The sequence below is a fragment of the Kitasatospora kazusensis genome (genome assembly GCF_039529945.1).
Classification (GTDB): domain Bacteria; phylum Actinomycetota; class Actinomycetes; order Streptomycetales; family Streptomycetaceae; genus Kitasatospora; species Kitasatospora kazusensis.
This window is the reverse complement of sequence record NZ_BAAANT010000020.1, coordinates 1-24,598: the sequence shown is the minus strand read 5'-3', so window position 1 is coordinate 24,598 and position 24,598 is coordinate 1. Positions and strand designations below refer to the sequence as shown.

Sequence of the window (24,598 nt, the reverse complement as noted above, 5' to 3'; positions counted from 1 at the left end):
CGGCAGTCGGGAAGACCCTGCTCGGAGTGGGTGGCGGACGGTACCGTTGGCGGGAAACGCACAGTTGTCCGCGTAACACCGTCACGGACCCACCCGCTCGGGGGCGCACATGGCAGGCCAGCAGTACGGGCAGTTCGGCCCCGCCCGGGGCGGACCGTACGGCTGGCGGGGCAAGTTGCTGTGCTGCCTGGTGTCACTGCTCTCGCTCGGGATGCTCGGGCTGGTGCCCTCGCTGCTGCTGGCGCTGCGGCGCAGGCGGGCGGTGGACGTGCTGGGTGCGGTGGTCTTCGGGCTGCTCACGCTCACGGTGTTCGTCGCCTTCGGCCTCCAGCCCAGGAGCAGCGCTTCGACGCCGTCCGACCCCCTGCTCGGTCTCGCGGTGATGGTGCTCTGGCTCGGCTCGCCGGTGCACTTCCTGGTGCTGGACTCCCCCCGGTTCTGGGGCATGCCCGGGCCGGTGCCCGCGCCCTTCGTGCCGAGGCAGGCGCAGGCCGCGCAGGCACAGGCACAGGCCGGGCCAGGGCAGGCCGGGCCGGGGCCGGTGACCGCCTGGGAGCCGCCGACGGTGGCGGACCCGCCCGCTCCGGACGACCTCCAGCAGCTCGGTGAGCTGCTCCGCCGTCAGGTCCGGGACGGCCGGCCGTGACCGCTTCCCGCCTCATCGACGGCCGGTACCGCCTCGCCGAGAAGATCGGCCACGGCGGTATGGGCCAGGTCTGGGCGGCGTACGACGAACGCCTCGACCGCCGGGTGGCCGTCAAGCTGCTCCGCACCGACCTGCTGCTGGCCGCGACGGCTGCCCCGGGCGCGGACGGCCGGGGCAGCCGGGGCGACGAGCTGCGCCGCCGCTTCCTGCGCGAGTGCCGGATCACCGCCGCGCTCGACCACCCCGGGCTGGTCGCCGTGCTGGACGCGGGGGAGGACTCCGGTGAGCTCTACCTGGTGATGCAGCGCATCCCGGGCCTGAGCCTCGCCGACCTGCTGGCCGAGCAGGACCCGTTCCCGATCGCCTCGGCGGTCGCCGTCGCCGCGCAGATCTGCGCCGCGCTGGCCGTCGTGCACGCCGTCCCGGTGGTGCACCGCGACCTCAAGCCGAGCAACGTGATGGTCCGGGACGACGGCCGGGTGGTGCTGCTCGACCTCGGGATCGCCACCGCGCTGGACGCCGACACCACCCGGCTCACCCTCACCGGCACCCCGGTCGGCAGCCCCACCTACATGGCCCCCGAACAGGCCCTCGCCACCACCGCCGACCCGCGCAGCGACCTCTACGCGCTGGGGTGCATGCTGCACGAGATGATCGCGGGCGAGGCGCCCTTCCGGGCCCCGACCGTGCTCGGCCTGCTGCACCGGCACATCGGCGAACCACCGCTCCCGCTGAGCGAGTTGCGCCCCGAGGTGCCGGAGGCGCTGGAGCGGTTGGTGCTCCACCTGCTGGCCAAGCAGCCCGCCGACCGCCCGTCCGACGTCCAGCGGGTGTACGAGCGGCTGCTCCCGCTGCTCCCGCCCTCGACCGGCGCCCCGCAGGCGCGCTTCGGCGCACTGCCCGACCCGACCCGCCCGTACCGCTACCCGCACCAGCCGCAGCCCGCCCCGCACGCGGCACCCGCCGAACCGGTCCGGCCGGCCGCCGCCGAGCCCCGGCTCGAACCGGCCGGGCCGGACCGGCTGGACCTGACCGCCGCCTGCGCCGAGTTGGCGGATCTGGTGGCATCCCGGCGGAACGCCGAGGTGATCGACCTGGCGGCCCGGCTGCTGCCGCTCGCCCAGGCCGAACTCGGCGAGGACGCACCGCCGGTACGGACGATCCGGGCCATCTACGCCCACACCCTGCTCCAGGAGCGGCAGTACCGGGCCGCACTCCCGGAGTACCGGTCGCTGGCGGCCGCCGCCGAGGCCGAGCACGGCCCACAGCACCCGGTGGTGCTCGACCACCGCCGGAACGCGGCGACCTGCCTGGAGCACCTGAGCCGGGGCCCGGAGGCGCTGGCCGAGTACCGGTCGCTGCTGGCCGGGTACGCGGCCCGGCTGGACTCCGGGTTGGACACCGATCCCGAGCGGGTCTTCGAACTCCGCGAGCGGATCGGCATGTTGACGGCCTCGACGGGTGACCTGGAGGGCGCCTGGCAGGGCCTGGTCCAGCTGCTCTTCGACCGCGAGCGGCGGCTCGGCCCGCACCACCCGGAGGTCCGGCGGCTGCGGCAGAGCCTCGACCAGCTGAACGCCCACCGCACCACCGGCGCGGCCCCCGTGGCGACGCCCGATCCGCGTGCCGCCGGCTGGCCCGTGCCCGGGCCGCTGCCCGGCAACCCGTACGCCACCGGCCGCTGACGCCGCGGCATCCCCGGGCGCCACCGGCCTCACCCGTTCGGCCCAAGGTCTGGGCAAGCCATGCCGTTGCTCCCTATTGTCAGTTCCCGTCAGGAGAACCACCTGTCACCACCGGACACCACCTGCCCACGACCCGGGAGGCCCCACGTGATCCGCACCAGCTCCGCCGTCCGCCACGCCCGCACCGCCGTAGGCGTGTTGATCGCCGCAGCCGCCTTGACCGCGTGCGGCGGGACGGCCCACCCGGGGGCGGCTGCCGTGGTCGGCGGCCACCGGATCCCGATCTCCGAGGTGGAGGCCAAGGTCGCGGAGCTGCGGACGGCCGTGGCGGCGCAACCGGGCGCTCCGGCCGCCGAGCCCGCCGGGCTGACCAAGCGAACGGTGGCCGAGCTGGTGCTCGACCAGGTCGTGACACAGGCCCTGAGCGACCGTCAGCTCTCGGTGTCGCAGGGCGACATCGCCCGTACCCGGTCCGCGGACGCCAAGCTGCTCGGCGGCGACGACGCGTTGGGCCGGGCGCTGCTGCTCAAGCAGGGCGTGCCCGCCGGGGACATCGACTCCTTCTACCGCCAGCAGCTCGGCATCCAGAAGATCGCGGCCGCCGAAGGCAAGGACGCCCGCACGGCCGACGGGGACGCCGCCGTCCGCGCGGCCCTGACCGCCGCCGGCGCCGAACTCAAGATCCAGGTCAACCCGCGCTACGGCCGCTGGGACGCCCAGCAGGTCTCCCTCACCGACGCCGCCGCGGACTGGCTGCCGCAGCCGACGGCCGCCGCCTGACGGGCTCCGCCTGGTGGGTTCCGCCCGGGTTCGGGAGCAACGCTCCGCTGGGTTCACCGGATGCTCACGGTTGACCCCATGGGGGCGCGGGGAACTGCGCGAATCGGGAGTGACGGACCGTTGCCTTCCGCCCTCGCGCAGTTCCTCGCGCCCCTGGGTAGTGCGGGTTCGGGCGAGCTGCGCAGCTGCCGGTCCGGTGACTTCCGTGTTTGCAGAAACGGTAGGTTCGGGGGGTGGACACTTCGAAGCTGATCCTGCTCACCACCACTCACCGGGTGGCCCCCGGCCTGCTCTCCTGGCCTGCCTGGGAGGCACTCCGGGGGGCGGCCCGGGTGCTCGCGGCCGATCCGGCGCATCCGCAGCTGCCCGCCGTCCGGCAGGCCGGGGTGACGGTGGAGCTGGTGGAGCGCGGCAGCGCCCCCGCGTTGGCGCGGCTGCTGACCGGGGCCGGGTCCGTGGTCTGGCTCGGCAGCCCGGACGGTGATCCGGGCCTGACCGACGCGCTGGCCCGGATCGCGGTGGAGGACGCCGGGCAGGTCCCCGAGATCGAGGTGCTGCCCGGCTCGTACGACCTGCCGGGGGCCCGGTTGCTCGACCTGGTCTCGGTGATGGACCGGCTCCGCTCGCCCGGCGGCTGCCCGTGGGACGCCGAGCAGACCCATGCCTCGCTGGTGAAGTACCTGGTCGAGGAGGCGTTCGAGCTGGTCGAGGCGATCGAGGAGGGGGACCGGGAGACGCTGCGCGAGGAGCTCGGCGACGTGCTGCTGCAGGTCTTCTTCCACTCCCGGATCGCCGAGGAGCACGCCGAGGACCCGTTCACCATCGACGACGTCGCGGGCGACATCGTCGAGAAGCTCATGTACCGGCATCCGCACGTCTTCGGCGACGTGGAGGCCGCCGGGACGGCCGAGGTCGAGGCCAACTGGGAGCAGTTGAAGGCGGCGGAGAAGCAGCGCGAGTCGGTGCTGGACGGCGTGCCGGCGGGGCTGCCCGCGCTGGCGTACGCGGCCAAGCTGGTCTCGCGGGTCCGCCGGGCCGGGTTCGAGGGCGTGCCCGACCAGGCGTACGAGCTGCCGAGGGAGCTGACGGCGCACTCCGCGGGCGCGCTGCTGCTCGCCGTGGTGCAGCGGGCGCACGACGCGGGGGTGGACGTGGACGCCGCGCTCCGGGCGGCCGCGCGGGACTACCGCACCGCGGTCCGGCTGGCCGAGGGGCTGGCCACGGGCTGACGCTGCGGCGGGACGACCTCGCTGATCGCGTCGCCGACCAGGGCGAGCAGTTCGGCGAGCGGGTCGAGGTGGTCGGGCAGCTCGTCCAGCGAGACGATCCGCTCGCCGTCCGGCCCGGTCACGCAGAACAGGTCGATCGGGCCGAGGTGTTCGACGGCGGTGTGCACCAGCGCGGCGACGTCGCTGGGCAGGTGGACGTCGCTGGAGACCCCGATCACCGGGCAGCCCGGCCGGTCCAGCTCGGCGGCCAGGTCCTCGGCGGCACCCGGGTTCTGGTCCGCGACGAGCACCCCCGCCGCACCGGCGGCGGTGAACCGTCGTGCCAGATCCGATCCCGAACCACCGCGGAGTACGGCGATCACCACCACTGCCCCGGCTACTCGCATGTCTGCTCCTCCCTGAGAGCGACTCGCCGCAGGCGGGCACCGCACGGCCCGCCCCACGGCTTCGGAGGATCGTAGACGCGCCGCGACCCTCCGCAACAGGGATTACCCGCCAGGTGACCAGGCTCACTCCTCCCGCCACCGGTTACCTTCATGGCATGCCCGAAACGCCCGAAACCAGTCAGCCGGAACTCTTCACCTGGGAGTTCGCCGCCGACCCCTACCCCGCGTACGCGTGGTTGCGCGAGCACTCGCCCGTCCACCGCACCACGCTGCCGAGCGGGGTGGACGCCTGGCTGGTGACCCGGTACGCGGACGCCCGGCAGGCGCTGGCCGATTCCCGGCTCTCCAAGAACCCCACGCACCACGGCCGCAGCAGCGGCCGCACCGGCATCCCGGGGGAGCGCCAGGCGGACCTGATGACGCACCTGCTCAACATCGACCCGCCGGACCACACCAGGCTGCGCCGGCTGGTCTCCAAGGCGTTCACCCCGCGCGGGGTGGCCGAGTTCGAGCCACGGGTGCGCCAGCTCACCGAACGGTTGATCGACGGCTTCGCGGAGCGGGGCTCGGCCGACCTGATCCACGAGTTCGCCTTCCCGCTGCCCATCTACGCGATCTGCGACCTGCTCGGCGTGCCGCCGGAGGACCAGGACGACTTCCGGGACTGGGCCGGGATGATGATCCGGCACGCCAAACCCGGGCAGAGCGGGGGCCCGCGCGGCGGTGTGGCCCGCGCGGTGAAGAAGATGCGGGCCTACCTGCTGGAGCTGATCCACCGCAAGCGTGCCGACCTCGGCGACGACCTGATCTCCGGGCTGATCCGGGCCAGTGACCACGGCGAGCACCTCACCGAGAACGAGGCGGCGGCGATGGCGTTCATCCTGCTGTTCGCCGGGTTCGAGACCACCGTGAACCTGATCGGCAACGGGACGTTCGCCCTGCTGCGCAACCCCGGACAGCGGGAGCTGCTGCAGGCGTCCGTCGCGCGCGGCGAGACCGGGCTGCTCACCACGGCGGTGGAGGAACTCCTGCGCTACGACGGTCCGGTGGAGCTGGCCACCTGGCGGTTCGCGACCCATCCGCTGACCATCGGCGGAGTCGACATCCCGGTCGGCGATCCGGTGCTGGTCGTACTCGCGGCGGCCGACCGCGACCCGGCCCGGTTCGCCCGCGAGAACACCCTCGACCTGGCCCGCAAGGACAATCCGCACCTGGGCTTCGGCCACGGCATCCACTACTGCATCGGCGCCCCGCTGGCCCGGCTGGAGGGGCAGGCGGCGCTGGGCGCCCTGCTGACCCGCCTGCCGGATCTCCGGCTGGACGCCGAGCCGGAGGACCTGCGCTGGCGCGGCGGCCTGATCATGCGCGGGCTGCGGGAGTTGCCGGTCGCGTTCACCCCGGCGGCCCTGGCGGTGCCGACGGTCCCGACAGGGCCGACGGTCCCGACAGCGCCGGTCGCGCCCGGAATGTCGTAAATGCCGCTCTGACGGCGTGTCGGGGGAGCCGGTGGCGGAACGGTATGAACACCCATCAAACCGGGCAATCCGGAACCGTTTGTAGGCAATCCATGACGGTCCGTGATTTCCGTGTGATGAGCGCGATATGAGCTTGTGATCTGACAGTCCATCTGCTTAATCTCGCTGGTGTTCGTAGCTGCGAACTCCGTGCGCGGAACGCCGAATCCTGCCCGCCGCGCTCACGGGACACCGACCAGACCCTTGGGCAGGGGCGGGGGACCCAGGTTTTGTCGCCGTCCCCCACGGCTTGGGGTGAAGCCGCCTCCGCGCGGCCGGGCCACCTCCCGGTCCGAACCCGACAGCTCACCTCGCAGGCGTGCGGAGAGGGACTTCTTCATGCTCTTCACCGGTTCGGGCCGTCACCGTCGCCCCACCCAGACCGAGAAGGCCATCGCCGTCGCCGGCGTGGCCGGCGTCGGTCTCGCACTGCCGCTGCTCACCGCCACCGGCGCGCACGCCGCTCCCGCCTCGACCTGGGACCGGGTCGCCGACTGCGAGAGCGGCGGGGACTGGAGCATCAACACCGGCAACGGCTTCTACGGTGGCCTGCAGTTCACCTCCGGCACCTGGAACGCGTTCGGCGGCGCCAAGTACGCCTCGCAGGCGGACCGGGCGACCAGGGGCCAGCAGATCGCGGTGGCCGAGCAGGTGCTCGCCTCGCAGGGTCCGGGCGCCTGGCCGGTCTGCTCGGTCGAGGCCGGTCTGGGGCGGGGTGGTCCGGCCGCCTCGGTCGACACCGGCGCCTCGTCCTCGACGGCCGCCGGCGCGAAGAAGGCCGCCACCCCGGCGCCGCGCACCGGCGCCCCGGCCGCCGCCACCCCGGGCTTCCCGGGCCGGGCCGGGTACGACGCCGGCTCGGGCAAGTACTGGTACCAGAAGGACGGTGGCTGGTACTGGACCGGCCACCAGGGCATCTACAACCAGTTCGCCGGCGCGGCCGAGCAGCGGACCGCCCCGGCCCGGGCCGCCGCCCCTGCCGTTCCCGCCGCTCCGGCCGCTCCCGCCGGGGCGAACGCGTTCACCCGGAGCTACACCGTCAAGCCCGGTGACACCCTGTCGGTCATCGCGCGGAGCCAGGGCGTCCCCGGCGGCTGGCAGTCGCTGTACGACGGCAACAGGTCGACCGTCGGCGGCAACCCGGATCTGATCCTCCCGGGTCAGCAGCTCCGGTTCGGCTGACCCGCCGTGAGGAGGCCGGTCCGGCGGCGCCCGGACCGGCCGGCCCCCGTCGTCCGGGTGAACTACCGGCGAGTAGGCAGGCCACACGGTGAGACGGGAGCTGGGGCAGCGCGGCCCCGGGCCCCGGTGCGGTTAGGCTCTGGTCGTAACGACTCCGCACTCGTCCGCAGGACCCGCTTCCGCATAGGAGATGCCTCGTGCCGTCCATTGATGTCGTCGTAGCCCGTGAGATTCTCGACTCGCGTGGCAACCCCACGGTCGAGGTCGAGGTCGGTCTCGACGACGGCAGCACCGGCCGTGCCGCTGTCCCGTCCGGTGCCTCCACCGGTGCCTTCGAGGCGCTTGAGCTGCGCGACGGCGACAAGAACCGCTACTTCGGCAAGGGCGTCGAGAAGGCCGTCCTCGCCGTCATCGAGCAGATCGGCCCGGAGCTCGTCGGCTACGACGCCACCGAGCAGCGGCTGATCGACCAGGCCATGCTGGACCTGGACGCCACCCCCGACAAGTCCTCGCTGGGCGCCAACGCGATCCTCGGCGTCTCGCTCGCCGTGGCGCACGCCGCCTCCGAGGCCAGCGACCTGCCGCTGTTCCGCTACCTCGGCGGCCCGAACGCGCACGTGCTGCCCGTCCCGATGATGAACATCCTCAACGGCGGTTCGCACGCGGACTCCAACGTGGACATCCAGGAGTTCATGATCGCTCCGATCGGCGCGGAGTCCTTCTCCGAGGCCGTCCGCTGGGGCGTCGAGGTCTACCACACCCTCAAGGGCGTGCTGAAGGAGCGCGGCCTCTCCACCGGTCTCGGCGACGAGGGCGGCTTCGCCCCGAACCTGGACAGCAACCGCGAGGCGCTGGACCTCATCACCGAGGCCATCAAGAAGGCCGGCTACACCCCGGGCAAGGACGTCGCGCTGGCGCTGGACGTCGCCGCGTCCGAGTTCTACAAGGACGGCGCCTACCAGTTCGAGGGCAAGGCGCTCACCGCCGCCGAGCTCATCGACTACTACGCCGACCTGGTCGCCTCGTACCCGCTGGTCTCGATCGAGGACCCGCTGGACGAGTCGGACTGGGACGGCTGGAAGGCCATGACCGACAAGCTCGGCGACAAGGTCCAGCTGGTCGGTGACGACCTGTTCGTGACCAACCCGGCCCGCCTGGCCCGTGGCATCGAGACCGGCACCGCCAACGCGCTGCTGGTCAAGGTGAACCAGATCGGTTCGCTGACCGAGACCCTGGACGCCGTCGAGCTGGCCCAGCGCAACGGCTACCGCTGCATGATGTCGCACCGCTCCGGCGAGACCGAGGACGTCACCATCGCCGACCTCGCCGTCGCCACCAACTGCGGCCAGATCAAGACCGGCGCCCCGGCCCGCTCCGAGCGCGTCGCCAAGTACAACCAGCTGCTGCGCATCGAGGAGATCCTCGACGACGCCGCGGAGTACGCCGGCCGCGGCGCGTTCCCCCGCTTCAAGGCCGCGGAGTAACTCGGGCAACCTAGTGCAGCCGGCCAACCACTAGGGGCGCGGGGAACTGCGCGACGTCGGAAGGTGCGGACCGTTGCCTTCCGATCTCGCGCAGTTCTCCCCCAGCCTTCGGCCGGGAGGTACCCCCACGCGCCCCTTGGGCGCGTGCCGCGTGGGCCTGACCGGTGCCCCGGTGTTCACCCCGTAGGGTGGGTGCCGGGGCACCGGTGCGATCAGGAGGGGTGGCGGAGACATGGCCAAGTGGAGGATCCCTGGCCTGGCGGCGCGTCCGCGCTTCACCAGCCGGGCGACCGTCCTGGTCCTGGTGCTCTGCTCGCTCGTCGCGATCCTCGCCTACCCCACCCGGCAGTTCATCTCGCAGCGGTCGGAGATCGCCGCCCAGCGCGCCAAGGCCGACAACGCCCGTCGGCAGGTGGAGCAGCTCGGCAAGGAACGCGCCCGCTGGGAGGACCCGGCGTTCGTGAAGGCGCAGGCCCGCGTGCGGCTGCACTACGCGATGCCCGGTGAGACGCCGTTCGTCTCGGTCGACCCGTCGCCGCCCGCCACCGCCCGGCCGTCCGCGGCCGGCTCCGCCCCGGCCGCGAAGGCCGCCGCCGCCCGGCCCTGGTACACCAGCGTCTGGGACTCGGTCGACCTGGCCGACTCCGCCGCTACCCCCGCCCCCGCCCCTCGCTAGAGACAGCACCCCCATGACCCTTGAGAACCCCGAAGTTTCCGACACCGACGTCGCCGCCATCGCGGCCCAGCTCGGCCGCGTCCCGCGTGGCCTGCGCGGGGTGGCGCACCGCTGCCCGTGCGGCAACCCGGACGTCGTCGAGACGGCGCCCCGGCTGCCGGACGGTACGCCGTTCCCGACCCTGTACTACCTGACCTGCCCCAAGGCCGCCTCGCTGATCGGCACCCTGGAGGCGGCGGGTGTGATGAAGGACCAGACCGCCCGGCTGGCCGAGGATCCCGAGCTCGCCGCCGCGTACGAGAAGGCGCACGAGGACTACATCGCCCGCCGGGACGCCATCGAGGTGCTGGAGGGCTTCCCCAGCGCCGGCGGCATGCCGGACCGGGTGAAGTGCCTGCACGTGCTGGTCGGCCACTCGCTGGCGGCCGGGCCCGGCGTCAACCCGCTGGGCGACGAGGCGATCGGCATGCTGGAGGACTGGTGGGCCAAGGGCCCCTGTGTCAGCCCGGAGGCCGTCCAGGAGAGCGCCGCCGTGGTGGCCGAGCAGCGTGAACAGGCCGAGGACCACGCCGCGGTGATCGCGGCGAAGGAGCAGCTGGCCGCCGAGCGCGCCGAGAAGAAGCGCCAGGCCGAGGAGGAGGCGCGGTGACGACCACCCGGGTGGGCGCGATCGACTGCGGCACCAACTCGATCCGGCTGCTGATCGCCGACCTCGACCCCGAGACCGGCGCGATCGGCGACCTCGACCGCCGGATGGTCATCAACCGGCTCGGCCAGGGCGTGGACCGCACCGGCCGGCTCGCCCCGGAGGCGCTGGAGCGCACCTTCGCGGCCTGCCGCGAGTACGCCGCCGTGCTCGCCGAGCACGGCGTCGGCCCGGACCGGCTGCGGATGGTCGCCACCTCCGCCTCGCGGGACGCGGAGAACGCCGAGGAGTTCACCAAGGGCGTCAAGGAGATCCTCGGCGTCGAGCCCGAGGTGGTCAGCGGCGACGAGGAGGCCCGGCTCTCCTTCACCGGCGCCACCAAGGAGCTCACCGGCGAGGCCGTCGAGTCCCCGTACCTGGTCTTCGACCTCGGCGGCGGCTCCACCGAGTTCGTGCTCGGTACGGGTGAGGTCGAGGCCGCCAGGTCGGTGGACATCGGCTGCGTCCGGCTGACCGAGCGGCACTTCGCCGGGGTCGAGTTGCCGACCCCCGATCAGATCTCGGCCGCCAGGGCGGACATCCGGGCGGCGCTGGACCTGGCCGCCGAGAGCGTCCCGCTGACCGGGGCGGCCACCCTGGTCGGGCTCGCGGGTACGGTCACCACGGTGGCCGGCATCGCGCTGGGCCTGCCCGCGTACGACTCCGTGGCCATCCACCACTCCCGGATTCCGCTCGGGCGGGTCCGCGAGGTGGTCGGGATGCTGCTGACCTCCACGCACGAGCAGCGCGCCGCCATCCCGGTGATGCACCCGGGCCGGGTCGACGTGATCGCCGCCGGGGCACTCGTCCTGCTGGAGATCATGGAGCGGACCGGCGCCGCCGAGCTGGTCGTCAGCGAGCACGACATCCTCGACGGCATCGCCTGGAGCGTCGTCTGACCTGTCCGGCGTCCAGGGGCCTGACGCCCCTTACCGAATCGGCCCCGGAGCGCTCCGAAGCGCCCGGGGCCGAGGTCCTTTCGGCGCGCCGCGAGAAAGTTCGTGAATTTCTTCACATGGCGATCCCGTCATTCGTGTCACTTGGGGTGCCCGCTCCGTCCGGTATGCGGGACCGAAGGTCCACTTGGACGCCCGCCCGTTGGATCGCAGGTGGGGCTCGCGGAGGATGATGGAATCGAAATGGCCGACGGGAACCCAGGCGGCACATGGATCGTTGCTGCTCAGCGAGGCCGTGTGTACTCCGGCGCCCCGAAGGCCCGTCCGGCGGGTCCGATGCGGTCCCGTGACCCCGGATCTGTGGCCGCGTAGTGTAGCAGGTGGTGTCCAGAGTTCTGTGACGGGCCTCACGCAAGGGCCGCCGGACGGTACTGGATACTTTCGGATATGAGCACCACGGAGCGTCCTCGCATCCTCATTGTCGGCGGTGGTTACGTCGGCCTGTATGCCGCGATGCGCATCCTCAAGAAGATGCGCTACGGAGAGGCGACTGTCACAGTCGTCGACCCGCGGTCGTACATGACGTACCTGCCCTTCCTCCCCGAGGCGGCCGGCGGCAACGTCGCGCCTCGCAACCTCGTCGCGCCCCTGCGCAGCGCCCTCAAGAAGGCGGAGGTGCTCACCGGTCACGTGACCGCTGTGGACCACGCCCGCAAGGTCGCCACCATCGCGCCGCCGGCCGGCGGTTCGTACGAGCTGCCCTTCGACTACCTCGTCGTCGCGACCGGCTCGGTCTCCCGTACCTTCCCGATCCCCGGCCTGGCCGAGCACGGCATCGGCATGAAGACGGTTGAAGAGGCGATCAGCCTCCGCAACCACGTCATGGCGCAGCTGGACAAGGCCGAGTCCACGGCGGACCCCGAGGTCCGCCGCAAGGCCCTCACCTTCGTGGTCATCGGCGGCGGCTTCGCCGGCGTCGAGACCATCGCCGAGGTCGAGGACATGGCCCGGGACGCGGCGAAGATCTACAAGACCGTCAGCCGTGACGACATGCGCTTCATCCTGGTGGAGGCGGCCAACCGCATCCTCCCGGAGATGGGCCCGGACCTCGGTCTGTGGACCAAGGAGAAGCTCGAAGAGCGCAACATCGAGATCTACATCGAGACCTCGATGGACTCCTGCGTCGACCAGCACGTCGTGCTGAAGAACGGTGTCGAGGCCGACGCCTCGACCATCGTGTGGACGGCCGGCGTCAAGCCCAACCCGATCCTGAGCAACTTCGGCCTCCCGCTGGGCCCGCGCGGCCACGTGGACACCGCCCCGACCCTCCAGGTCCAGGGCTTCGACTACGTCTGGTCCGCCGGCGACAACGCCCAGGTGCCCGACCTCGCCGTCGGCGAGGGCGCCTGGTGCCCGCCGAACGCCCAGCACGCCGTCCGCCAGGCCGTCCAGCTCGGCGACAACGTCATCTCCGGCATGCGGGGCTTCCCGCAGAAGGAGTACAAGCACAAGAACCTCGGTGCGGTCGCCGGTCTCGGCCTGCACAAGGGCGTGGCGATCCTCTTCGGCAAGTACAAGCTGAAGGGCCGTCCGGCCTGGTGGTTCCACCGCCTGTACCACGGCAGCCGCGTGCCGACCATGAACCGCAAGGTCCGGGTCTTCACCGACTGGACTCTCGCGATGTTCCTCAAGCGCGAGACGGTCGGCCTCTCCGAGATGGAGAAGCCGTTCGGAGCGTTCCAGGAGGCCACGGCGCCGACGCCGAAGCCGGTTGCCGCCGCCGAACCCGCCAAGGAGCTCGCGAGCAAGTAAGTACGACGACCTGGCCTCGGCGTGGGAGCGCCGGGGTATGAGTCGGAGGCTCTCCGCCCGGCAGCGTTGCCGGACCACGACCTCCGTGGTGCTCAGCCGGTTGTGCGACCGGGCGGAGTACAAGAAGTACTGACGAGCACGTAGCAGCAACCACCAAGGCCCTTGCCGGGCCCCCTACCCTCAGGGAGCCCGGCAAGGGCCTTCGTCATCCCCCGGTGCGCCCTCCCGGCGGGGTCGGGTCACCCGGCGGGTCGGAGCCCCCAAGGGGGCGCGGGGAACTGCGCGAAGCGGGAGTGACGGTGCCGTACCTTCCGCTTCGCGCAGTTCCCCGCGCCCCTGGACAGTGCATGGCGGGCGAGCTGCAAGCTGCTCCGCGTCAGTCGGTCTTGATGCTGTCCAGGATGTCCAGCTTCGAGGCCCGGCGGGCGGGCCACATCGCCGCGACCAGGCCGACCAGGCCGGCGAGGGCCAGGAAGAGCAGCATCTTGCCGTACGGGACCAGCGTGGTGAGCCCGGAGATGCTGGACTCCAGGGTGCCGTTGACCGCCCAGGCGACGAAGCAGCCGAGCAGGACGCCGATCGTCGCGCCGAAGAGCGAGATCACCACCGACTCCAGCCGGACCATCCGCTTGATGCCGCCCCGGTCCAGGCCGATCGCCCGCAGCATGCCGATCTCGCGCTTCCGCTCGAACACCGACATCGCCAGGGTGTTGATCACGCCGAGGACCGCGACCAGTACGGACATCGCCAGCAGGCCGTACATCATGTTCAGCGCGAAGGTGATGATCTTGTTGAACTCGTCGCGCATGTCCTGCTTGGTCTTGACCTCGATCACCGGGTTGCTGTCGGTGGCGTCCTTGATGGACTGCTGGAGAGCGCCGGTCGGGCCGTCGTGACCCTTGACCAGGACGTCATGGACGTTCGCGGCAGGATCGTGCTTGGCGATGTCGGCGTTGGACATCAGCACCGGCGAGAGCATCTGGTTGGGCTCGAAGACGCCGCCGACCGTCATACTGCCGATCGCCGTGCTGCCGTTGCCGCCGCCGTTGCCCGTGTCGTCGCCGGTCCCCAGGGTGCTCACCTTGACCGTGGAGCCGACCGACAGGTTCGCCTCCTTGGCGACCTCGCCGCTGACCAGGATCTGACCCTTGGCCAGGGCGGCCGTCGAGCCGCTCGTCATCACGGGCTGGAGCAGCTGGTCCACGCTGCCGGCGTCGATCCCGCTGACCGAGCGGCCGGTGCCGTCGAAGTTCCAGTAGGTGTTGGTCAGCGGGCTGGAGGCGCTGATCCCGGGAGCCTTGGCGATCTGGGCGACGACCTCGGGGCTCAGGTCCGTCCGGCTGGCCGTGCTGACGTCGAAGTCGGCCTTCATGGAGCTGGTGACGGCCTTGTCGACGGCCCCGCCGACCGAGGCGCCGAGCACCGTGAGGGCGCTGACCAGCGTCAGACCGATGGTCAGGGCCGCGGCGGTGGCGGCCGTCCGGCGCGGGTTGCGGACGGCGTTCAGCCGGGCCAGCTTGCCGGGGGTGCCGGCCAGCCCGCTCAGCAGCGGGCCCACCAGGGCGATCACCGGGCGGGAGAGCAGCGGCAGCAGGACGAAGATGCCGATCAGCGCGAGCGCCGCGCCGAAGCCGACCGGGAGCCGGCCCGCGCTGCTGCCCGTCGCGGCGCCCATGGCGACCAGGGCGAGGCCGCCGCCGGCGACCACCGAGCCGATGATGTTGCGGATCAGCAGGCTCTTCTGGGTGGCCGGCTGGTCCCCGCCGCTCATCGCGGCGACCGGGGCGATCCGGGAGGCCCGGACGGCGGGGAGCACGGCGGAGAGCACCGTGACCACGATCCCGACCGCGGGTGCGACCAGCAGGGCGGCGGGCGAGATGACGAGCGGGCCGGTGGGCATGCCCGAGTTGAGCGAGCCGACCAGCGCCTGCATCCCGGCGCCGATGCCGATGCCGGCGACCACACCGGCGATCGAGGCGATGGCACCGATCAGCAGGGCCTCGACCAGCACCGATTCGGTGACCTGGCGGCGGCTGGCACCGACGGCCCGGAGCAGCGCCAGCTCCTTCGTCCGCTGGGCGATCAGCATGGTGAAGGTGTTGGCGATGATGAAGATGCCGACGAAGAGTGAGATGGCGGCGAAGACCAGCAGCATGGTCTTCATCGCGCTGGTGCTGTCGGAGATCATCTTGCTCTGCTCGTCGGTCAGCTGCTGACCGGTCTCGGTGGTGAAGTGGTTGCCGCCCGGCAGCTTGGCGGTGATCTCGCCGAGCAGCGCGTCCTCGGAGGTGCCGGGCTTGGCCGACACCGTGATGCTGCTGAACTGACCGGGCGTCAGCATCATCTTCTGCGCGCTGGCGGTGTCCAGCAGGGTGAGCGTGCCGCCGGAGCCGACCTGCGGGTCGTCGGTGGTGAAGATGCCGGTCAGGGTGGTGTTGAGGGCCGGACCGTTGGCCGCGATCCGGACGGTGTCGCCGACCTTGTAGCCGCCCTTGTCGGCGGTGCTCCGGTCGAGCGCGATCTCACCGGACTTCTGCGGCCCGCGGCCGTCGGCCATCGGGTAGCGGGAGTCCTTGCCGGAGGCGTCGGGGGCGTAGTTGGCCCCGCGAGCCGTCCAGGCCTCGCCGATCAGCTTGCCCTTGTGGTCGGCGACGGCGGTGAAGCCGGACACCACACCCTGGGTCCTGTCGGCACCGGGCAGGGCGGCTATCTGCCGGACGGTGGCGTCATCGAGCCGGGAGGAGGCGCGCTCGCCCTTCTGCGAGGTGCGGGCACCCGAGCCGGCCGAGTAGTCGGTGACCTGGACGGCGATGTCGGAGTAGCTCTTGGAGTAGCTGTTCTTCATGGCCTGGCCGAGCGTGTCGGAGAAGACCATGGTGCCGGCCACGAAGGCCGTGCCGAGCATGATGGCGAGGGCCGTCATCAGCAGACGGCCCTTGTGGGCCAGCACATTGCGCAGTGCGGTGCGGAACATGGGTGCGTCCTGGGGGAGTCGGGGCGGGCGGCGGCTGTCGAGGCGTCAGCTCGTCCGCCCCTTGGCGTCGAAGCGGCGCATCCGGTCCAGGACGCTGTCGGCCGTCGGGCCCTCCAGCTCGTCCACGATCCGGCCGTCGGCGAGGAAGACCACGCGGTCCGCGTAGGAGGCGGCGACCGGGTCGTGGGTGACCATCACGACCGTCTGCCCCAGCTCGCGGACGGAGTTGCGGAGGAAGGAGAGGATCTCGGCGCCGGAGCGGGAGTCGAGGTTACCGGTGGGCTCGTCGGCGAACACGATGTCGGGCTTGCTCGCCAGGGCCCGGGCGCAGGCCACCCGCTGCTGCTGGCCGCCGGAGAGCTGGCTCGGGCGGTGCGAGAGCCGGCCGGACAGGCCGACGGTCTCCACCACCGTGTCCAGCCACCGCTGGTCGACCTTGCGGCCCGCGATGTCCATCGGGAGCGTGATGTTCTCCAGTGCCGTCAGTGTCGGCAGCAGGTTGAACGCCTGGAAGACGAAGCCGATGTGCTCCCGGCGCAGTTTGGTCAGCTGCTTGTCCCGCAGCCCGACGAGCTCGGTCTCGCCGATCATCGAGGAGCCGGAGGAGACCGTGTCGAGCCCGGCCATGCAGTGCATCAGGGTGGACTTGCCGGAGCCGGACGGGCCCATGATCGCGGTGTACTGGCCCTGCGGGAAGACCACGCTCACGTTGTCCAGGGCGACGACTCGTGTCTCGCCCTCGCCGTAGACCTTGTTGAGGCCGGTGGCGCGGGCGGCCGCCTGGCCGGTACGGACGGCGGTTGCGGTCGTCGAGGTCACGTGAAGCTCCTGTCGAAGTGGTCGGGCGTGATCGGACATGATCGGAAGTGATCGAGCACGGTCGGGCGTGGTCGGGCGTTCGAGTGGGTCGAGTACCGACCGCTACTCAATGGTCCTTTGCCCGACCTTGGGTTTTCGTCGCTCCGGGGGACGGTTGCCCGGACCGCCCCTGGGCGTATGCGGGGCGTGAAGGTCTCCTCCTCCGGTATGACACCGACCCTGAGGGACGCTTTCCGGACTCGTCCCTGGCCGGTTCGGGCGGGTGGCCGTCCGGATCACGGACTGTTCGTCAGATGGCAAGGAAACATGACAACTTCCTGGCCGGGAACATGCGCGAGGGGTAGTCGGGCGACTAGTCTCAGGGGTATCCCGTACAGCGGCGGAGCACCTTCCGGCCACTGGCCGGGGCGATGTCGCAGTACGCCCGGGTGGTGGAACGCAGACACGGGCAGCTTAAAACTGCTTGGCCGCGAGGCCGTGCCGGTTCGAGTCCGGCCCCGGGCACCAACCTCCTTTCGTTCGGTCGCAGGTGAGTCATCCTCGCGGCGTAGGCCCGCCCCTTTGCCAAGGCATTACCCTTGGAAATGTGGGCGGTGCCGTGCCGCCCCGGAGGGAATGAGCATGAGAAGCAGCAACCCGGTCTTCTCGCGGGAGGGATCCTTCACCCGCGGGTCGGGATACGCGGCCCCCGGAAACAACCAGCGGGGCGGGGCGGAGTACCAGGGCGACCCGTACGGCAACAACCCGTACGCGAGGTCGCCGCAGTCCGGGCAGTTGACGGACCAGCAGCTGGCCGCGATGTACGAGGCGCCGGCCGCGGGCCCGCTCCGCACCGGCCGGATGACCATGGACGACGTGGTCGCCAGGACGGCGCTGACGCTGCTGACCCTGGTGGCCGCCGGCGCGGTCGCCTGGTTCGCGCTCCCGGTGGCCAACTACGGCATCGCCGTGGCGGCGGCCCTGGCGGCGTTCGTGGTCGGCATGGTGATCAGCTTCAAGCGGAGCGTCAGCCCGCCGCTGATCCTGGTCTACGCGGGGCTGGAGGGCTTCTTCCTCGGGGCCGTCACCAACGCGCTCAACACGGCCCTGCCGGGGATCGCGATCCAGGCGGTGCTGGGCACGGCGGCGGTCTTCGCGGCGATGCTGATCGCCTACAAGAGCGGCCGGATTAGGGTCACCCCGCGCTACACCCGGATCGGTCTGACGGTGGCGATGGGCTTCGTGCTCCTGCTGCTGGTCAACGCGGTCGCCTCGATCTTCGGCGCGAGCATGGGCCTGAACTCCGGCCCACTGGGCATCCTGGTCGGCGTGGTCGGCATCGGCCTCGGCGCGTTCTTCCTCTCGCTCGACTTCGCCGAGATCGAGGAGGCCATCCGCCGGGGCGCTCCCCAGCAGGAGTCATGGCGGGCCGCCTTCGGGCTGACGCTCTCGCTGGTCTGGATCTACCTGGAGATGCTCCGCCTGATCGCGATCCTGCGCGGCGACGACTGACCGGCTCCGACGACTGACCGGCTCCGCCGGACGAACGGCCTTCGCGACATCGGCGGGTACGACTCCGTACCCGCCGATGTCGCGCGTTTTCCGGCCCTCCGAACCTCCGGGCCGGCTCGCCGGCCGCCACCGCCACCCGCCACCCGCCACCGCCACCGGTGCCGTCCCGGCCGGCTGCCGCGCCACCGGCCGGGCGCTGCGGCGATACCCTCGGTCCATGTCTGAAGCGAAGACCCTGCTGGACGCAGTCGACCGCCTGGCGGACCGTTTCCGCGCGATGCCGCAGAGCCGGCTGCGCGGACCGGTGCCCGGGTACCCGTCGCGGGCCGACGCCGGGCTGGCGCTGGCCCGGCGGCTGGCCGGGACGGCGCTGGTGGCGGGCGGCGAGCCGGTGCGGCCGTTCCCGGACGCCGGACCGTTCGCGGTGGGCGACCAGCTTGCGGTGGCCGGGCACGAGCTGGCCCTGGTGGGCGACGCGTTCGTGCTGGAGGAGGCGGTCGCCGCAGTCCGCGCGGTGACCGACCTGACGGAGTGACCCCAAGGTTGCCGACCTGACGGGCCGACCCCAGGGTCGCCGACCTGACGGAGTGAGCCCGGCTGCGGCCGGAACGGCGGAAGGCCGGCCGAGTCCGTAACCCCAGGACTCGGCCGGCCTTCCGCCGTCGCCGCGGTCAGATGCTGGCGACCACCCGGTCGGCCAGGACGTACACCGCGTCCTCGTCGGTCGAGAAGGTCAGCGAGTACGAACCGGAGAAGCGCGAGCCGCCGAGCAGCCGGACGTCCTCGCCGGCCCGGACGGCGTCGATCAGGCGGTAGGCCGCCTCGCGGTCGCCCGGGGCCACGCAGAGCGTGGTGCCGTCGGCGAAGGCGTACACGTCGAGGGTGCCCAGCGGGCCGGGACGGACGTCCGTGAGGGCGATCCGCTCGTCGGCGAGGGTGGCCAGCCGGGTGTCGGTCCACTCCCGGGACGGGGTCTGGCTCGGGACGAAGTCCGGGTGCGAGGGGTGCCGGCGGGGGTCGGGAGCGGACACCGGCTCGGTGTCCGCCGCCGGGTCGGCGTCCAGCAGACCGGCCTCCAGGCCGGTGGCGAGCAGGTCGGCCTCGCGGCGGGCCTTGGCCTCGCCGGCCGCCTCGGTGCCGCCGGACGCGGGGTGGCCGAAGGCGGGGTGGCCCGGGCGGCTGACGCCGCCGGTGGAGCCGTCGCCGTCGTTGATCAGCTCCTCCAGCGCCGAGCGCAGCGCCTCGCCGAACTCCGGGTCCATGGTGCCGGCGCTGTCCACCGCGTCCTGCGGGCCGGTCGGGCGCGGGAAGAACAGCGGCCACTCCTCGGCGGCGGTCAGCCCGGTGCTGGTGAACGGGGTGGTGCCGGCGAAGGGCGAGTCGAAGAGCGGGGCGTCCTCCACCGCGCGGGACTCCTGGTCGGCCCAGAACGCCCGGGCCTCGGCGATCTCCCGCTCGCGGTCGACCGCGAGGGCCTCGACGACGGCCCGGCGTATGACCGCTTCGTCGACGGTGGCCGGGACGGGGGCGACGGTGGCCGACCGCTGCTCCTCCAGGTGGCGGGAGAGCCCGCGCAGGTGGAGCAGGACGGTGGTGCACAGGGCGATCAGGACCAGCAGCAGAATGGTGTAGACGACGCTCACGGAACGTACTCCTAGCGAGGAGTGGAACGGGGTTACGTCTCCACACTGCCGCATCGGACCCCGATACCGCAGGGCTAGATGTCCGATTTGTCTGTGACTTACCTCCTTGTCCTCAAATTGTTAGCTAGCACCGTTATACGCTGCGGAGTTGTCCGACTTCGGGGCGTCGACGAAAACGCGTTTCGGGGACGAAAAGAGGACCGGATCACGAATGGAATGTGATCCGGCCCTCAATTACGTACTGTCACCCCAAACGGGTGGTGCCGGCTGTCGGCCCGGCGCCGGGTCTCAGCTCAGTCGCTCGATGACCATCGCCATGCCCTGCCCGCCGCCGACGCACATGGTCTCCAGGCCGAACTGCTTGTCGTGCCACTGCAGCGAGTTGATCAGCGTGCCGGTGATCCGGGCGCCGGTCATGCCGAAGGGGTGGCCGACGGCGATCGCGCCGCCGTTGACGTTCAGCTTGTCGATGTCGACGCCCAGGTCGCGGTAGGACGGGATGACCTGGGCCGCGAAGGCCTCGTTCATCTCCACCAGGTCGATGTCGTCGATGGTCAGCCCGGCGCGCTTGAGCGCCTGGCGGGAGGCCTCGACCGGGCCGTAGCCCATGATCTCGGGGGAGAGGGCGCTGACGCCGGTGGAGACCACCCGGGCGAGCGGCGTGATGCCCAGCTCCCGGGCCTTGGTGTCGGACATGATCACCAGGGCGGCGGCGCCGTCGTTGAGCGGGCAGCAGTTGCCGGCGGTAACGGTGCCGTCCGGGCGGAACACCGGCTTGAGGCCCGAGACGGCCTCCAGCGTGACGCCCGCGCGCGGGCCGTCGTCCTGCGACACCACGGTGCCGTCGGGGGTGGTGACCGGCGTGATCTCGCGCTGCCAGAAGCCGGCCTTGATGGCCGCCTCGGCGAGGTTCTGCGAGCGGACGCCGAACTCGTCCTGGTCGGCCCGGGTGACGCCCTTGAGCGCCGCCAGGTTCTCCGCGGTCTGGCCCATCGCGATGTACGCGTCCGGGACGAGCCCGTCCTCGCGCGGGTCGTGCCACTCGCCGCCGCCCTCCGCGGCGCGCTTGGCCGTCCGGGCCAGCGCGTCGTCGAAGAACGGGTTCAGGGTGCCCGGCATGGCGTCCGAGGTGCCCTTGACCGAGCGCGACACGGTCTCGACGCCGGCCGAGATGAAGATGTCGCCCTCGCCCGCCTTGATCGCGTGCAGTGCCATCCGGGTGGTCTGCAGCGAGGAGGCGCAGTACCGGGTGAGGGTGGTGCCGGGCAGGTAGTCCATGCCCATCTGGACCGCGACGATACGGGCCAGGTTGTGCCCCTGCTCGCCGCCGGGCAGGCCGCAGCCGAGCATCAGGTCGTCGATCTGGCGCGGGTCGAGCTCGGGCACCTTGGCGAGCGCGGTCGCGATGATCTGCGCCGTCAGGTCGTCCGGGCGGACGTCCTTGAGCGAGCCCTTGAAGGCCCGGCCGATCGGCGAACGGGCGGCGCTGACGATGACGGCTTCGGGCATGGGGGCTCCTCGCTGGGTGACCTTGCTGGCTACTGACCATTCACTTAGCAGTATGGCTCGACCAAGTGTGATGCTCGTGAGGAAAGTTACCGTTAAGTAGCTCGAACGTCACCTGTGCCCGCGTGTGAGTTCGCCGACGCCCCGCCCGCCGGGTCCGCCGCGCTCGCCGCGCCGGGCTCGCCCGGCAGCCCGAGCCGCAACCGGTGCCTCAGCTGCGCCCAGTGCCAGACCCCGGCCTCCGGGTCGGCCGCCGCCACCTCGGTGCCGGACTGCCCGGCCGCCGCCGCGGCCGCCACCGCGACCGGCAGGACCACGCCGTCGCGGGCCGGGGCCTCGGGGGCCAGGTCCGACGGCCAGAGGTCCAGGACGGCGCAGAGCGAGGGCAGCAGGGCCATCGCCGCCGTGGCGTACCCCTGTGCGGACGGGTGGTAGCGGTCCGAGGCGAACATCTCCGGGCGGGCCGCGAACTCCGGACCGAGCAGCGAGCCGAGCGAGACGGTACGGCCGCCGTTGCCCACCACCGCGATGGTCTGCGCGGCCGCCAGCTGGCGGCTCAGCCGCCGCGCCACCCAGCGCAGCGGCGGCCGGACGGGCTTGATGGTGCCCAGGTCCGGGCAGGTGCCGACCACCACCTCGCACCCCGCCGCCCGCAGGGCCCGGACGGCCTCGCCGAGCTGCCGGACGGACTGGGCGGCCGGGGTGTGCCGGGTGACGTCGTTGGCCCCGATCATCACCACCGCCAGATCGGGCCGCTGCGCCACCGCCAGCTCGACCTGCCGGGCCAGGTCGGCGGAGCGGGCGCCCGACTTCGCCACGTTGAGCAGCCGCACCCGGCGCTCGGCGACGGCCGCGAGCCCGGCGGCCAGCAGTGCGCCCGGCGTCTCCTGCCCGCGTGCCACGCCCAGCCCGGCCGCCGTGGAGTCGCCCAGGAAGGCGAGCAGGATCGGCGGTTCCGGGGCGCTGCCGCCCGCCACCGGATCGGTGAAGCCGTCCCCGTACACCCCGTCCGCCCTGGGCGGCTCGCCCGCCAGCCGGCCCACCGCCCGGACGGCGAGCCTGCTCTCGGTGACCAGCAGCCCGACCAGGCCGACGCCCAGCAGACCGAGCCCGCCACCCCCGTACGCGGCCGCCGTGGCGATCCGCCGGGCCACCCGGGCCCTCGACTCCTGTGCCCCGGACACGCTGGACCCCCTTCAGTCGGCCCTCGCCGGGCTGCCGCCGTGCCTCTCCACACCTTGGTACCCGTCCGCGCGGCGCGCTAGCGGTGAGCATCGGCCATCCGTGGCCATAGGCTTTGGGGCACCCTTAGTAGTAGAGCGCCCCAGACCGGGAGGATCCCCGTGCGGTACAGCAATTCGATCATCGAGCTGGTCGGCAACACGCCTCTGTTGAAGCTGAACAAGGTCACCGAAGGCATCAGCGCGACCGTGCTGGCGAAGGTCGAGTACTTCAACCCGGGCGGCTCGGTCAAGGACCGCATCGCGATGCGCATGATCGAGGCCGCCGAGGCGTCCGGTGCGCTCAAGCCCGGTGGCACGATCGTCGAGCCGACCTCCGGCAACACCGGCGTCGGCCTGGCCATCGTGGCGCAGCAGAAGGGTTACCACTGCATCTTCGTCTGTCCGGACAAGGTCTCGACCGACAAGATCAACACCCTTCGTGCGTACGGCGCCGAGGTCGTGGTCTGCCCGACCGCCGTCGCCCCGGAGCACCCGGACTCGTACTACAACGTCTCGGACCGCCTCGTCCGGGAGACCCCGAACGCCTGGAAGCCGGACCAGTACTCCAACCCGGAGAACCCGGCCTCCCACTACCACTCCACCGGCCCGGAGCTGTGGGAGCAGACCGACGGGAAGATCACCCACTTCGTCGCGGGCGTGGGCACCGGCGGCACCATCTCCGGCACCGGCCGGTACCTGAAGGACGCCTCGGGCGGCAAGGTCCAGGTCATCGGCGCCGACCCCGAGGGCTCGGTCTACTCGGGCGGCACCGGCCGTCCGTACCTGGTCGAGGGCGTCGGCGAGGACTTCTGGCCGACCGCCTACGACCGTGAGGTCGCGGACGAGATCGTCGCCGTGTCCGACAAGGACTCGTTCCAGATGACCCGCCGCCTGGCCAAGGAGGAGGGCCTGCTCGTCGGCGGCTCCTGCGGCATGGCCGTGGTGGCCGCGCTGGAGGTCGCCAAGCGGCTCGGCCCGGACGACGTCGTCGTGGTGCTGCTGCCGGACGGCGGCCGCGGCTACCTCTCGAAGATCTTCAACGACGACTGGATGGCCGACTACGGCTTCCTGCCGTCCGCCACCGACGAGGCGCACATCTCCGAGGTGCTGGCCCGCAAGGACGCCATCGAGCACGAGGGCATCCCGCAGTTCGTCCACATGCACCCGACCGAGACGGTCGCCGAGGCCGTCCGCGTGCTGCGCGACTTCGGCGTCTCCCAGATGCCGGTCGTCTCGGCGGGCGCCGCCCACCCGGACGTCATGGCGGGCGAGGTGATCGGCTCGGTGGTCGAGCGCGAGGTGCTGGACGGCCTGTTCGCGCAGCGCATCCAGCTCACCGACACGCTGGACAAGGTGATGTCCAAGCCGCTGCCGGTGGTCGGCTCGGGCGAGACCGTGACCAGCCTGATGAACGTCCTGGAGAAGGCGGACGCGGCCGTGGTGCTGGTGGAGGGCAAGCCGCAGGGCATCGTCACCCGCCAGGACCTGCTGGCCTTCCTGGCCGGCCGCGCGGGGCACTGACTCCGTCAGTAGCACCAGGACCAGGGGTGCGGGGAACTGCGCGACGTCGGGAGGCGAGGACCGTTGCCTACCGCTTCGCGCAGTGCCCCGCGCCCCTGCCAGTGCTCCGGTCACCCGGTGAGCATCCGTCGGGCGCCCCACGCGAAGTGGTACGCAGACGACATGTCCACGCATCACGCGGTTAACAACCGTCCGGCAATGTGGTGGTCACGGCAAGACGCCGAGCACGGCGGCAGCGCAGGACGGGAGCGGCTCCCCGGCCTCGCCGCCGCCACGGACACGTCGGTCGGCCCTGACCGGCCCTCCGTGTCCTCCCTCCCGGCCCGCCACGGGCCGGAGGGGACCTTCGTGGGGGCTGCCGTCGTCCCGCCCCTGTGGCCGGCTCCGGTCGGCGCACAGGGTGCGGCGGCCCCCGCGGCACCCACCGCGCCGCAAGGCGCGGGACT

Annotated in this window: 20 protein-coding genes, 1 tRNA gene and 1 riboswitch; of the genes, 15 read left to right on the top strand and 6 right to left on the bottom strand. The window is 72.0% G+C overall.

The window, feature by feature from the left end:
• Positions 1 to 109 precede the first annotated feature (109 nt).
• The 4 genes from ABD330_RS18260 to ABD330_RS18245 all read left to right on the top strand — a co-directional run bounded on the left by ABD330_RS18260 (position 110) and on the right by ABD330_RS18245 (position 4,340).
• Positions 110 to 646, top strand: coding sequence for a hypothetical protein (locus tag ABD330_RS18260; RefSeq protein WP_344466302.1), 537 nt, complete (start codon positions 110 to 112; stop codon positions 644 to 646).
• Entirely contained in the window at positions 643 to 2,331 is a 1,689-nt protein-coding gene (locus tag ABD330_RS18255; protein WP_344466300.1) for a serine/threonine-protein kinase, read from the top strand. Before ABD330_RS18260 ends, ABD330_RS18255 begins: the two co-directional genes overlap by 4 nt.
• Before the next feature lie 147 nt (positions 2,332 to 2,478).
• Positions 2,479 to 3,111, top strand: coding sequence for a SurA N-terminal domain-containing protein (locus ABD330_RS18250; RefSeq protein WP_344466298.1), 633 nt, complete (start codon positions 2,479 to 2,481; stop codon positions 3,109 to 3,111).
• 233 nt (positions 3,112 to 3,344) lie between these two features.
• Positions 3,345 to 4,340 carry a nucleoside triphosphate pyrophosphohydrolase gene (locus tag ABD330_RS18245; protein ID WP_344466296.1) on the top strand — a complete coding sequence of 332 codons (996 nt, stop codon included), beginning with the start codon at positions 3,345 to 3,347 and terminating at the stop codon, positions 4,338 to 4,340.
• Here the strand turns inward: ABD330_RS18245 and ABD330_RS18240 are convergent.
• Positions 4,295 to 4,726, bottom strand: coding sequence for an SDR family NAD(P)-dependent oxidoreductase (locus ABD330_RS18240; RefSeq protein WP_344466294.1), 432 nt, complete (start codon positions 4,724 to 4,726; stop codon positions 4,295 to 4,297). The two genes, ABD330_RS18245 and ABD330_RS18240, sit on opposite strands and share 46 nt — an antisense overlap.
• A gap of 155 nt (positions 4,727 to 4,881) precedes the next feature.
• On the opposite strand from ABD330_RS18240, the gene ABD330_RS18235 reads away from it, so the two are divergent.
• The 7 genes from ABD330_RS18235 to ABD330_RS18205 all read left to right on the top strand — a co-directional run bounded on the left by ABD330_RS18235 (position 4,882) and on the right by ABD330_RS18205 (position 12,975).
• Positions 4,882 to 6,201, top strand: a complete 1,320-nt coding sequence (locus ABD330_RS18235; RefSeq protein ID WP_344466292.1) for a cytochrome P450 family protein — start codon at positions 4,882 to 4,884, stop codon at positions 6,199 to 6,201.
• 223 nt (positions 6,202 to 6,424) lie between these two features.
• Positions 6,425 to 6,574: riboswitch (cyclic di-AMP (ydaO/yuaA leader) on the top strand.
• Between the two features lie 5 nt (positions 6,575 to 6,579).
• Positions 6,580 to 7,422, top strand: coding sequence for a transglycosylase family protein (locus tag ABD330_RS18230; protein ID WP_344466290.1), 843 nt, complete (start codon positions 6,580 to 6,582; stop codon positions 7,420 to 7,422).
• Between the two features lie 197 nt (positions 7,423 to 7,619).
• A complete protein-coding gene (gene eno / locus ABD330_RS18225) occupies positions 7,620 to 8,906 on the top strand; it encodes a phosphopyruvate hydratase (RefSeq protein WP_344466288.1) in 1,287 nt (428 codons plus the stop codon).
• A 232-nt stretch (positions 8,907 to 9,138) separates the two neighbouring features.
• Positions 9,139 to 9,582, top strand: coding sequence for an FtsB family cell division protein (locus ABD330_RS18220; protein ID WP_344466286.1), 444 nt, complete (start codon positions 9,139 to 9,141; stop codon positions 9,580 to 9,582).
• Positions 9,583 to 9,595: 13 nt separating this feature from the next.
• Positions 9,596 to 10,231, top strand: a complete 636-nt coding sequence (locus ABD330_RS18215) for a DUF501 domain-containing protein (RefSeq protein ID WP_344466284.1) — start codon at positions 9,596 to 9,598, stop codon at positions 10,229 to 10,231.
• A complete protein-coding gene (locus ABD330_RS18210) occupies positions 10,228 to 11,166 on the top strand; it encodes a Ppx/GppA phosphatase family protein (RefSeq protein WP_344466281.1) in 939 nt (312 codons plus the stop codon). Before ABD330_RS18215 ends, ABD330_RS18210 begins: the two co-directional genes overlap by 4 nt.
• A gap of 444 nt (positions 11,167 to 11,610) precedes the next feature.
• Positions 11,611 to 12,975, top strand: a complete 1,365-nt coding sequence (locus ABD330_RS18205; protein ID WP_344466278.1) for an NAD(P)/FAD-dependent oxidoreductase — start codon at positions 11,611 to 11,613, stop codon at positions 12,973 to 12,975.
• A 376-nt stretch (positions 12,976 to 13,351) separates the two neighbouring features.
• Here ABD330_RS18205 and ABD330_RS18200 read toward each other — a convergent pair whose 3' ends face one another.
• Both ABD330_RS18200 and ABD330_RS18195 read right to left on the bottom strand, forming a co-directional pair.
• A complete protein-coding gene (locus tag ABD330_RS18200) occupies positions 13,352 to 15,949 on the bottom strand; it encodes an ABC transporter permease (RefSeq protein WP_344466276.1) in 2,598 nt (865 codons plus the stop codon).
• Positions 15,950 to 15,994: 45 nt separating this feature from the next.
• On the bottom strand, positions 15,995 to 16,807 hold the full coding sequence (locus ABD330_RS18195) for an ABC transporter ATP-binding protein (protein ID WP_344466273.1): 813 nt from the start codon (positions 16,805 to 16,807) through the stop codon (positions 15,995 to 15,997).
• A 383-nt stretch (positions 16,808 to 17,190) separates the two neighbouring features.
• Here ABD330_RS18195 and ABD330_RS18190 point away from each other — a divergent pair.
• The 3 genes from ABD330_RS18190 to ABD330_RS18180 all read left to right on the top strand — a co-directional run bounded on the left by ABD330_RS18190 (position 17,191) and on the right by ABD330_RS18180 (position 18,794).
• Positions 17,191 to 17,275: transfer RNA gene (locus ABD330_RS18190), tRNA-Leu, on the top strand.
• A 114-nt stretch (positions 17,276 to 17,389) separates the two neighbouring features.
• Positions 17,390 to 18,259: a Bax inhibitor-1/YccA family protein gene (locus ABD330_RS18185; protein ID WP_344466271.1), complete on the top strand. Its 870-nt coding sequence runs from the start codon at positions 17,390 to 17,392 to the stop codon at positions 18,257 to 18,259.
• Between the two features lie 217 nt (positions 18,260 to 18,476).
• The gene (locus tag ABD330_RS18180; RefSeq protein ID WP_344466269.1) at positions 18,477 to 18,794 is read left to right on the top strand and encodes a hypothetical protein; all 318 of its coding nucleotides are present in this window, start codon (positions 18,477 to 18,479) and stop codon (positions 18,792 to 18,794) included.
• Positions 18,795 to 18,930: 136 nt separating this feature from the next.
• On the opposite strand, the gene ABD330_RS18175 is transcribed toward ABD330_RS18180, so the two are convergent.
• From ABD330_RS18175 to ABD330_RS18165, 3 genes are all read right to left on the bottom strand, one after another.
• Positions 18,931 to 19,902, bottom strand: a complete 972-nt coding sequence (locus tag ABD330_RS18175; RefSeq protein ID WP_344466266.1) for a serine/threonine-protein kinase — start codon at positions 19,900 to 19,902, stop codon at positions 18,931 to 18,933.
• Between the two features lie 288 nt (positions 19,903 to 20,190).
• Entirely contained in the window at positions 20,191 to 21,411 is a 1,221-nt protein-coding gene (locus tag ABD330_RS18170; RefSeq protein WP_344466264.1) for an acetyl-CoA C-acetyltransferase, read from the bottom strand.
• 92 nt (positions 21,412 to 21,503) lie between these two features.
• Positions 21,504 to 22,592, bottom strand: a complete 1,089-nt coding sequence (locus tag ABD330_RS18165) for an SGNH/GDSL hydrolase family protein (protein WP_344466262.1) — start codon at positions 22,590 to 22,592, stop codon at positions 21,504 to 21,506.
• Positions 22,593 to 22,751: 159 nt separating this feature from the next.
• Here ABD330_RS18165 and ABD330_RS18160 point away from each other — a divergent pair, with 159 nt between their 5' ends.
• Positions 22,752 to 24,152, top strand: coding sequence for a cystathionine beta-synthase (locus tag ABD330_RS18160; protein ID WP_344466260.1), 1,401 nt, complete (start codon positions 22,752 to 22,754; stop codon positions 24,150 to 24,152).
• Positions 24,153 to 24,598 lie beyond the last annotated feature (446 nt).

What these genes read in the sequence shown, in the direction of transcription:
- ABD330_RS18240 (WP_344466294.1), bottom strand. Translation starts at nt 4,726, where the DNA reads ATGCGAGTAGCCGGGGCAGTGGTGGTGATCGCCGTACTCCGCGGTGGT.
- ABD330_RS18170 (WP_344466264.1), bottom strand. Translation starts at nt 21,411, where the DNA reads ATGCCCGAAGCCGTCATCGTCAGCGCCGCCCGTTCGCCGATCGGCCGG.
- ABD330_RS18200 (WP_344466276.1), bottom strand. Translation starts at nt 15,949, where the DNA reads ATGTTCCGCACCGCACTGCGCAATGTGCTGGCCCACAAGGGCCGTCTG.
- ABD330_RS18205 (WP_344466278.1), top strand. Translation starts at nt 11,611, where the DNA reads ATGAGCACCACGGAGCGTCCTCGCATCCTCATTGTCGGCGGTGGTTAC.
- ABD330_RS18230 (WP_344466290.1), top strand. Translation starts at nt 6,580, where the DNA reads ATGCTCTTCACCGGTTCGGGCCGTCACCGTCGCCCCACCCAGACCGAG.
- ABD330_RS18215 (WP_344466284.1), top strand. Translation starts at nt 9,596, where the DNA reads ATGACCCTTGAGAACCCCGAAGTTTCCGACACCGACGTCGCCGCCATC.
- ABD330_RS18180 (WP_344466269.1), top strand. Translation starts at nt 18,477, where the DNA reads ATGTCTGAAGCGAAGACCCTGCTGGACGCAGTCGACCGCCTGGCGGAC.
- ABD330_RS18260 (WP_344466302.1), top strand. Translation starts at nt 110, where the DNA reads ATGGCAGGCCAGCAGTACGGGCAGTTCGGCCCCGCCCGGGGCGGACCG.
- ABD330_RS18185 (WP_344466271.1), top strand. Translation starts at nt 17,390, where the DNA reads ATGAGAAGCAGCAACCCGGTCTTCTCGCGGGAGGGATCCTTCACCCGC.
- ABD330_RS18235 (WP_344466292.1), top strand. Translation starts at nt 4,882, where the DNA reads ATGCCCGAAACGCCCGAAACCAGTCAGCCGGAACTCTTCACCTGGGAG.
- ABD330_RS18195 (WP_344466273.1), bottom strand. Translation starts at nt 16,807, where the DNA reads ATGTCCGATCACGCCCGACCACTTCGACAGGAGCTTCACGTGACCTCG.
- ABD330_RS18220 (WP_344466286.1), top strand. Translation starts at nt 9,139, where the DNA reads ATGGCCAAGTGGAGGATCCCTGGCCTGGCGGCGCGTCCGCGCTTCACC.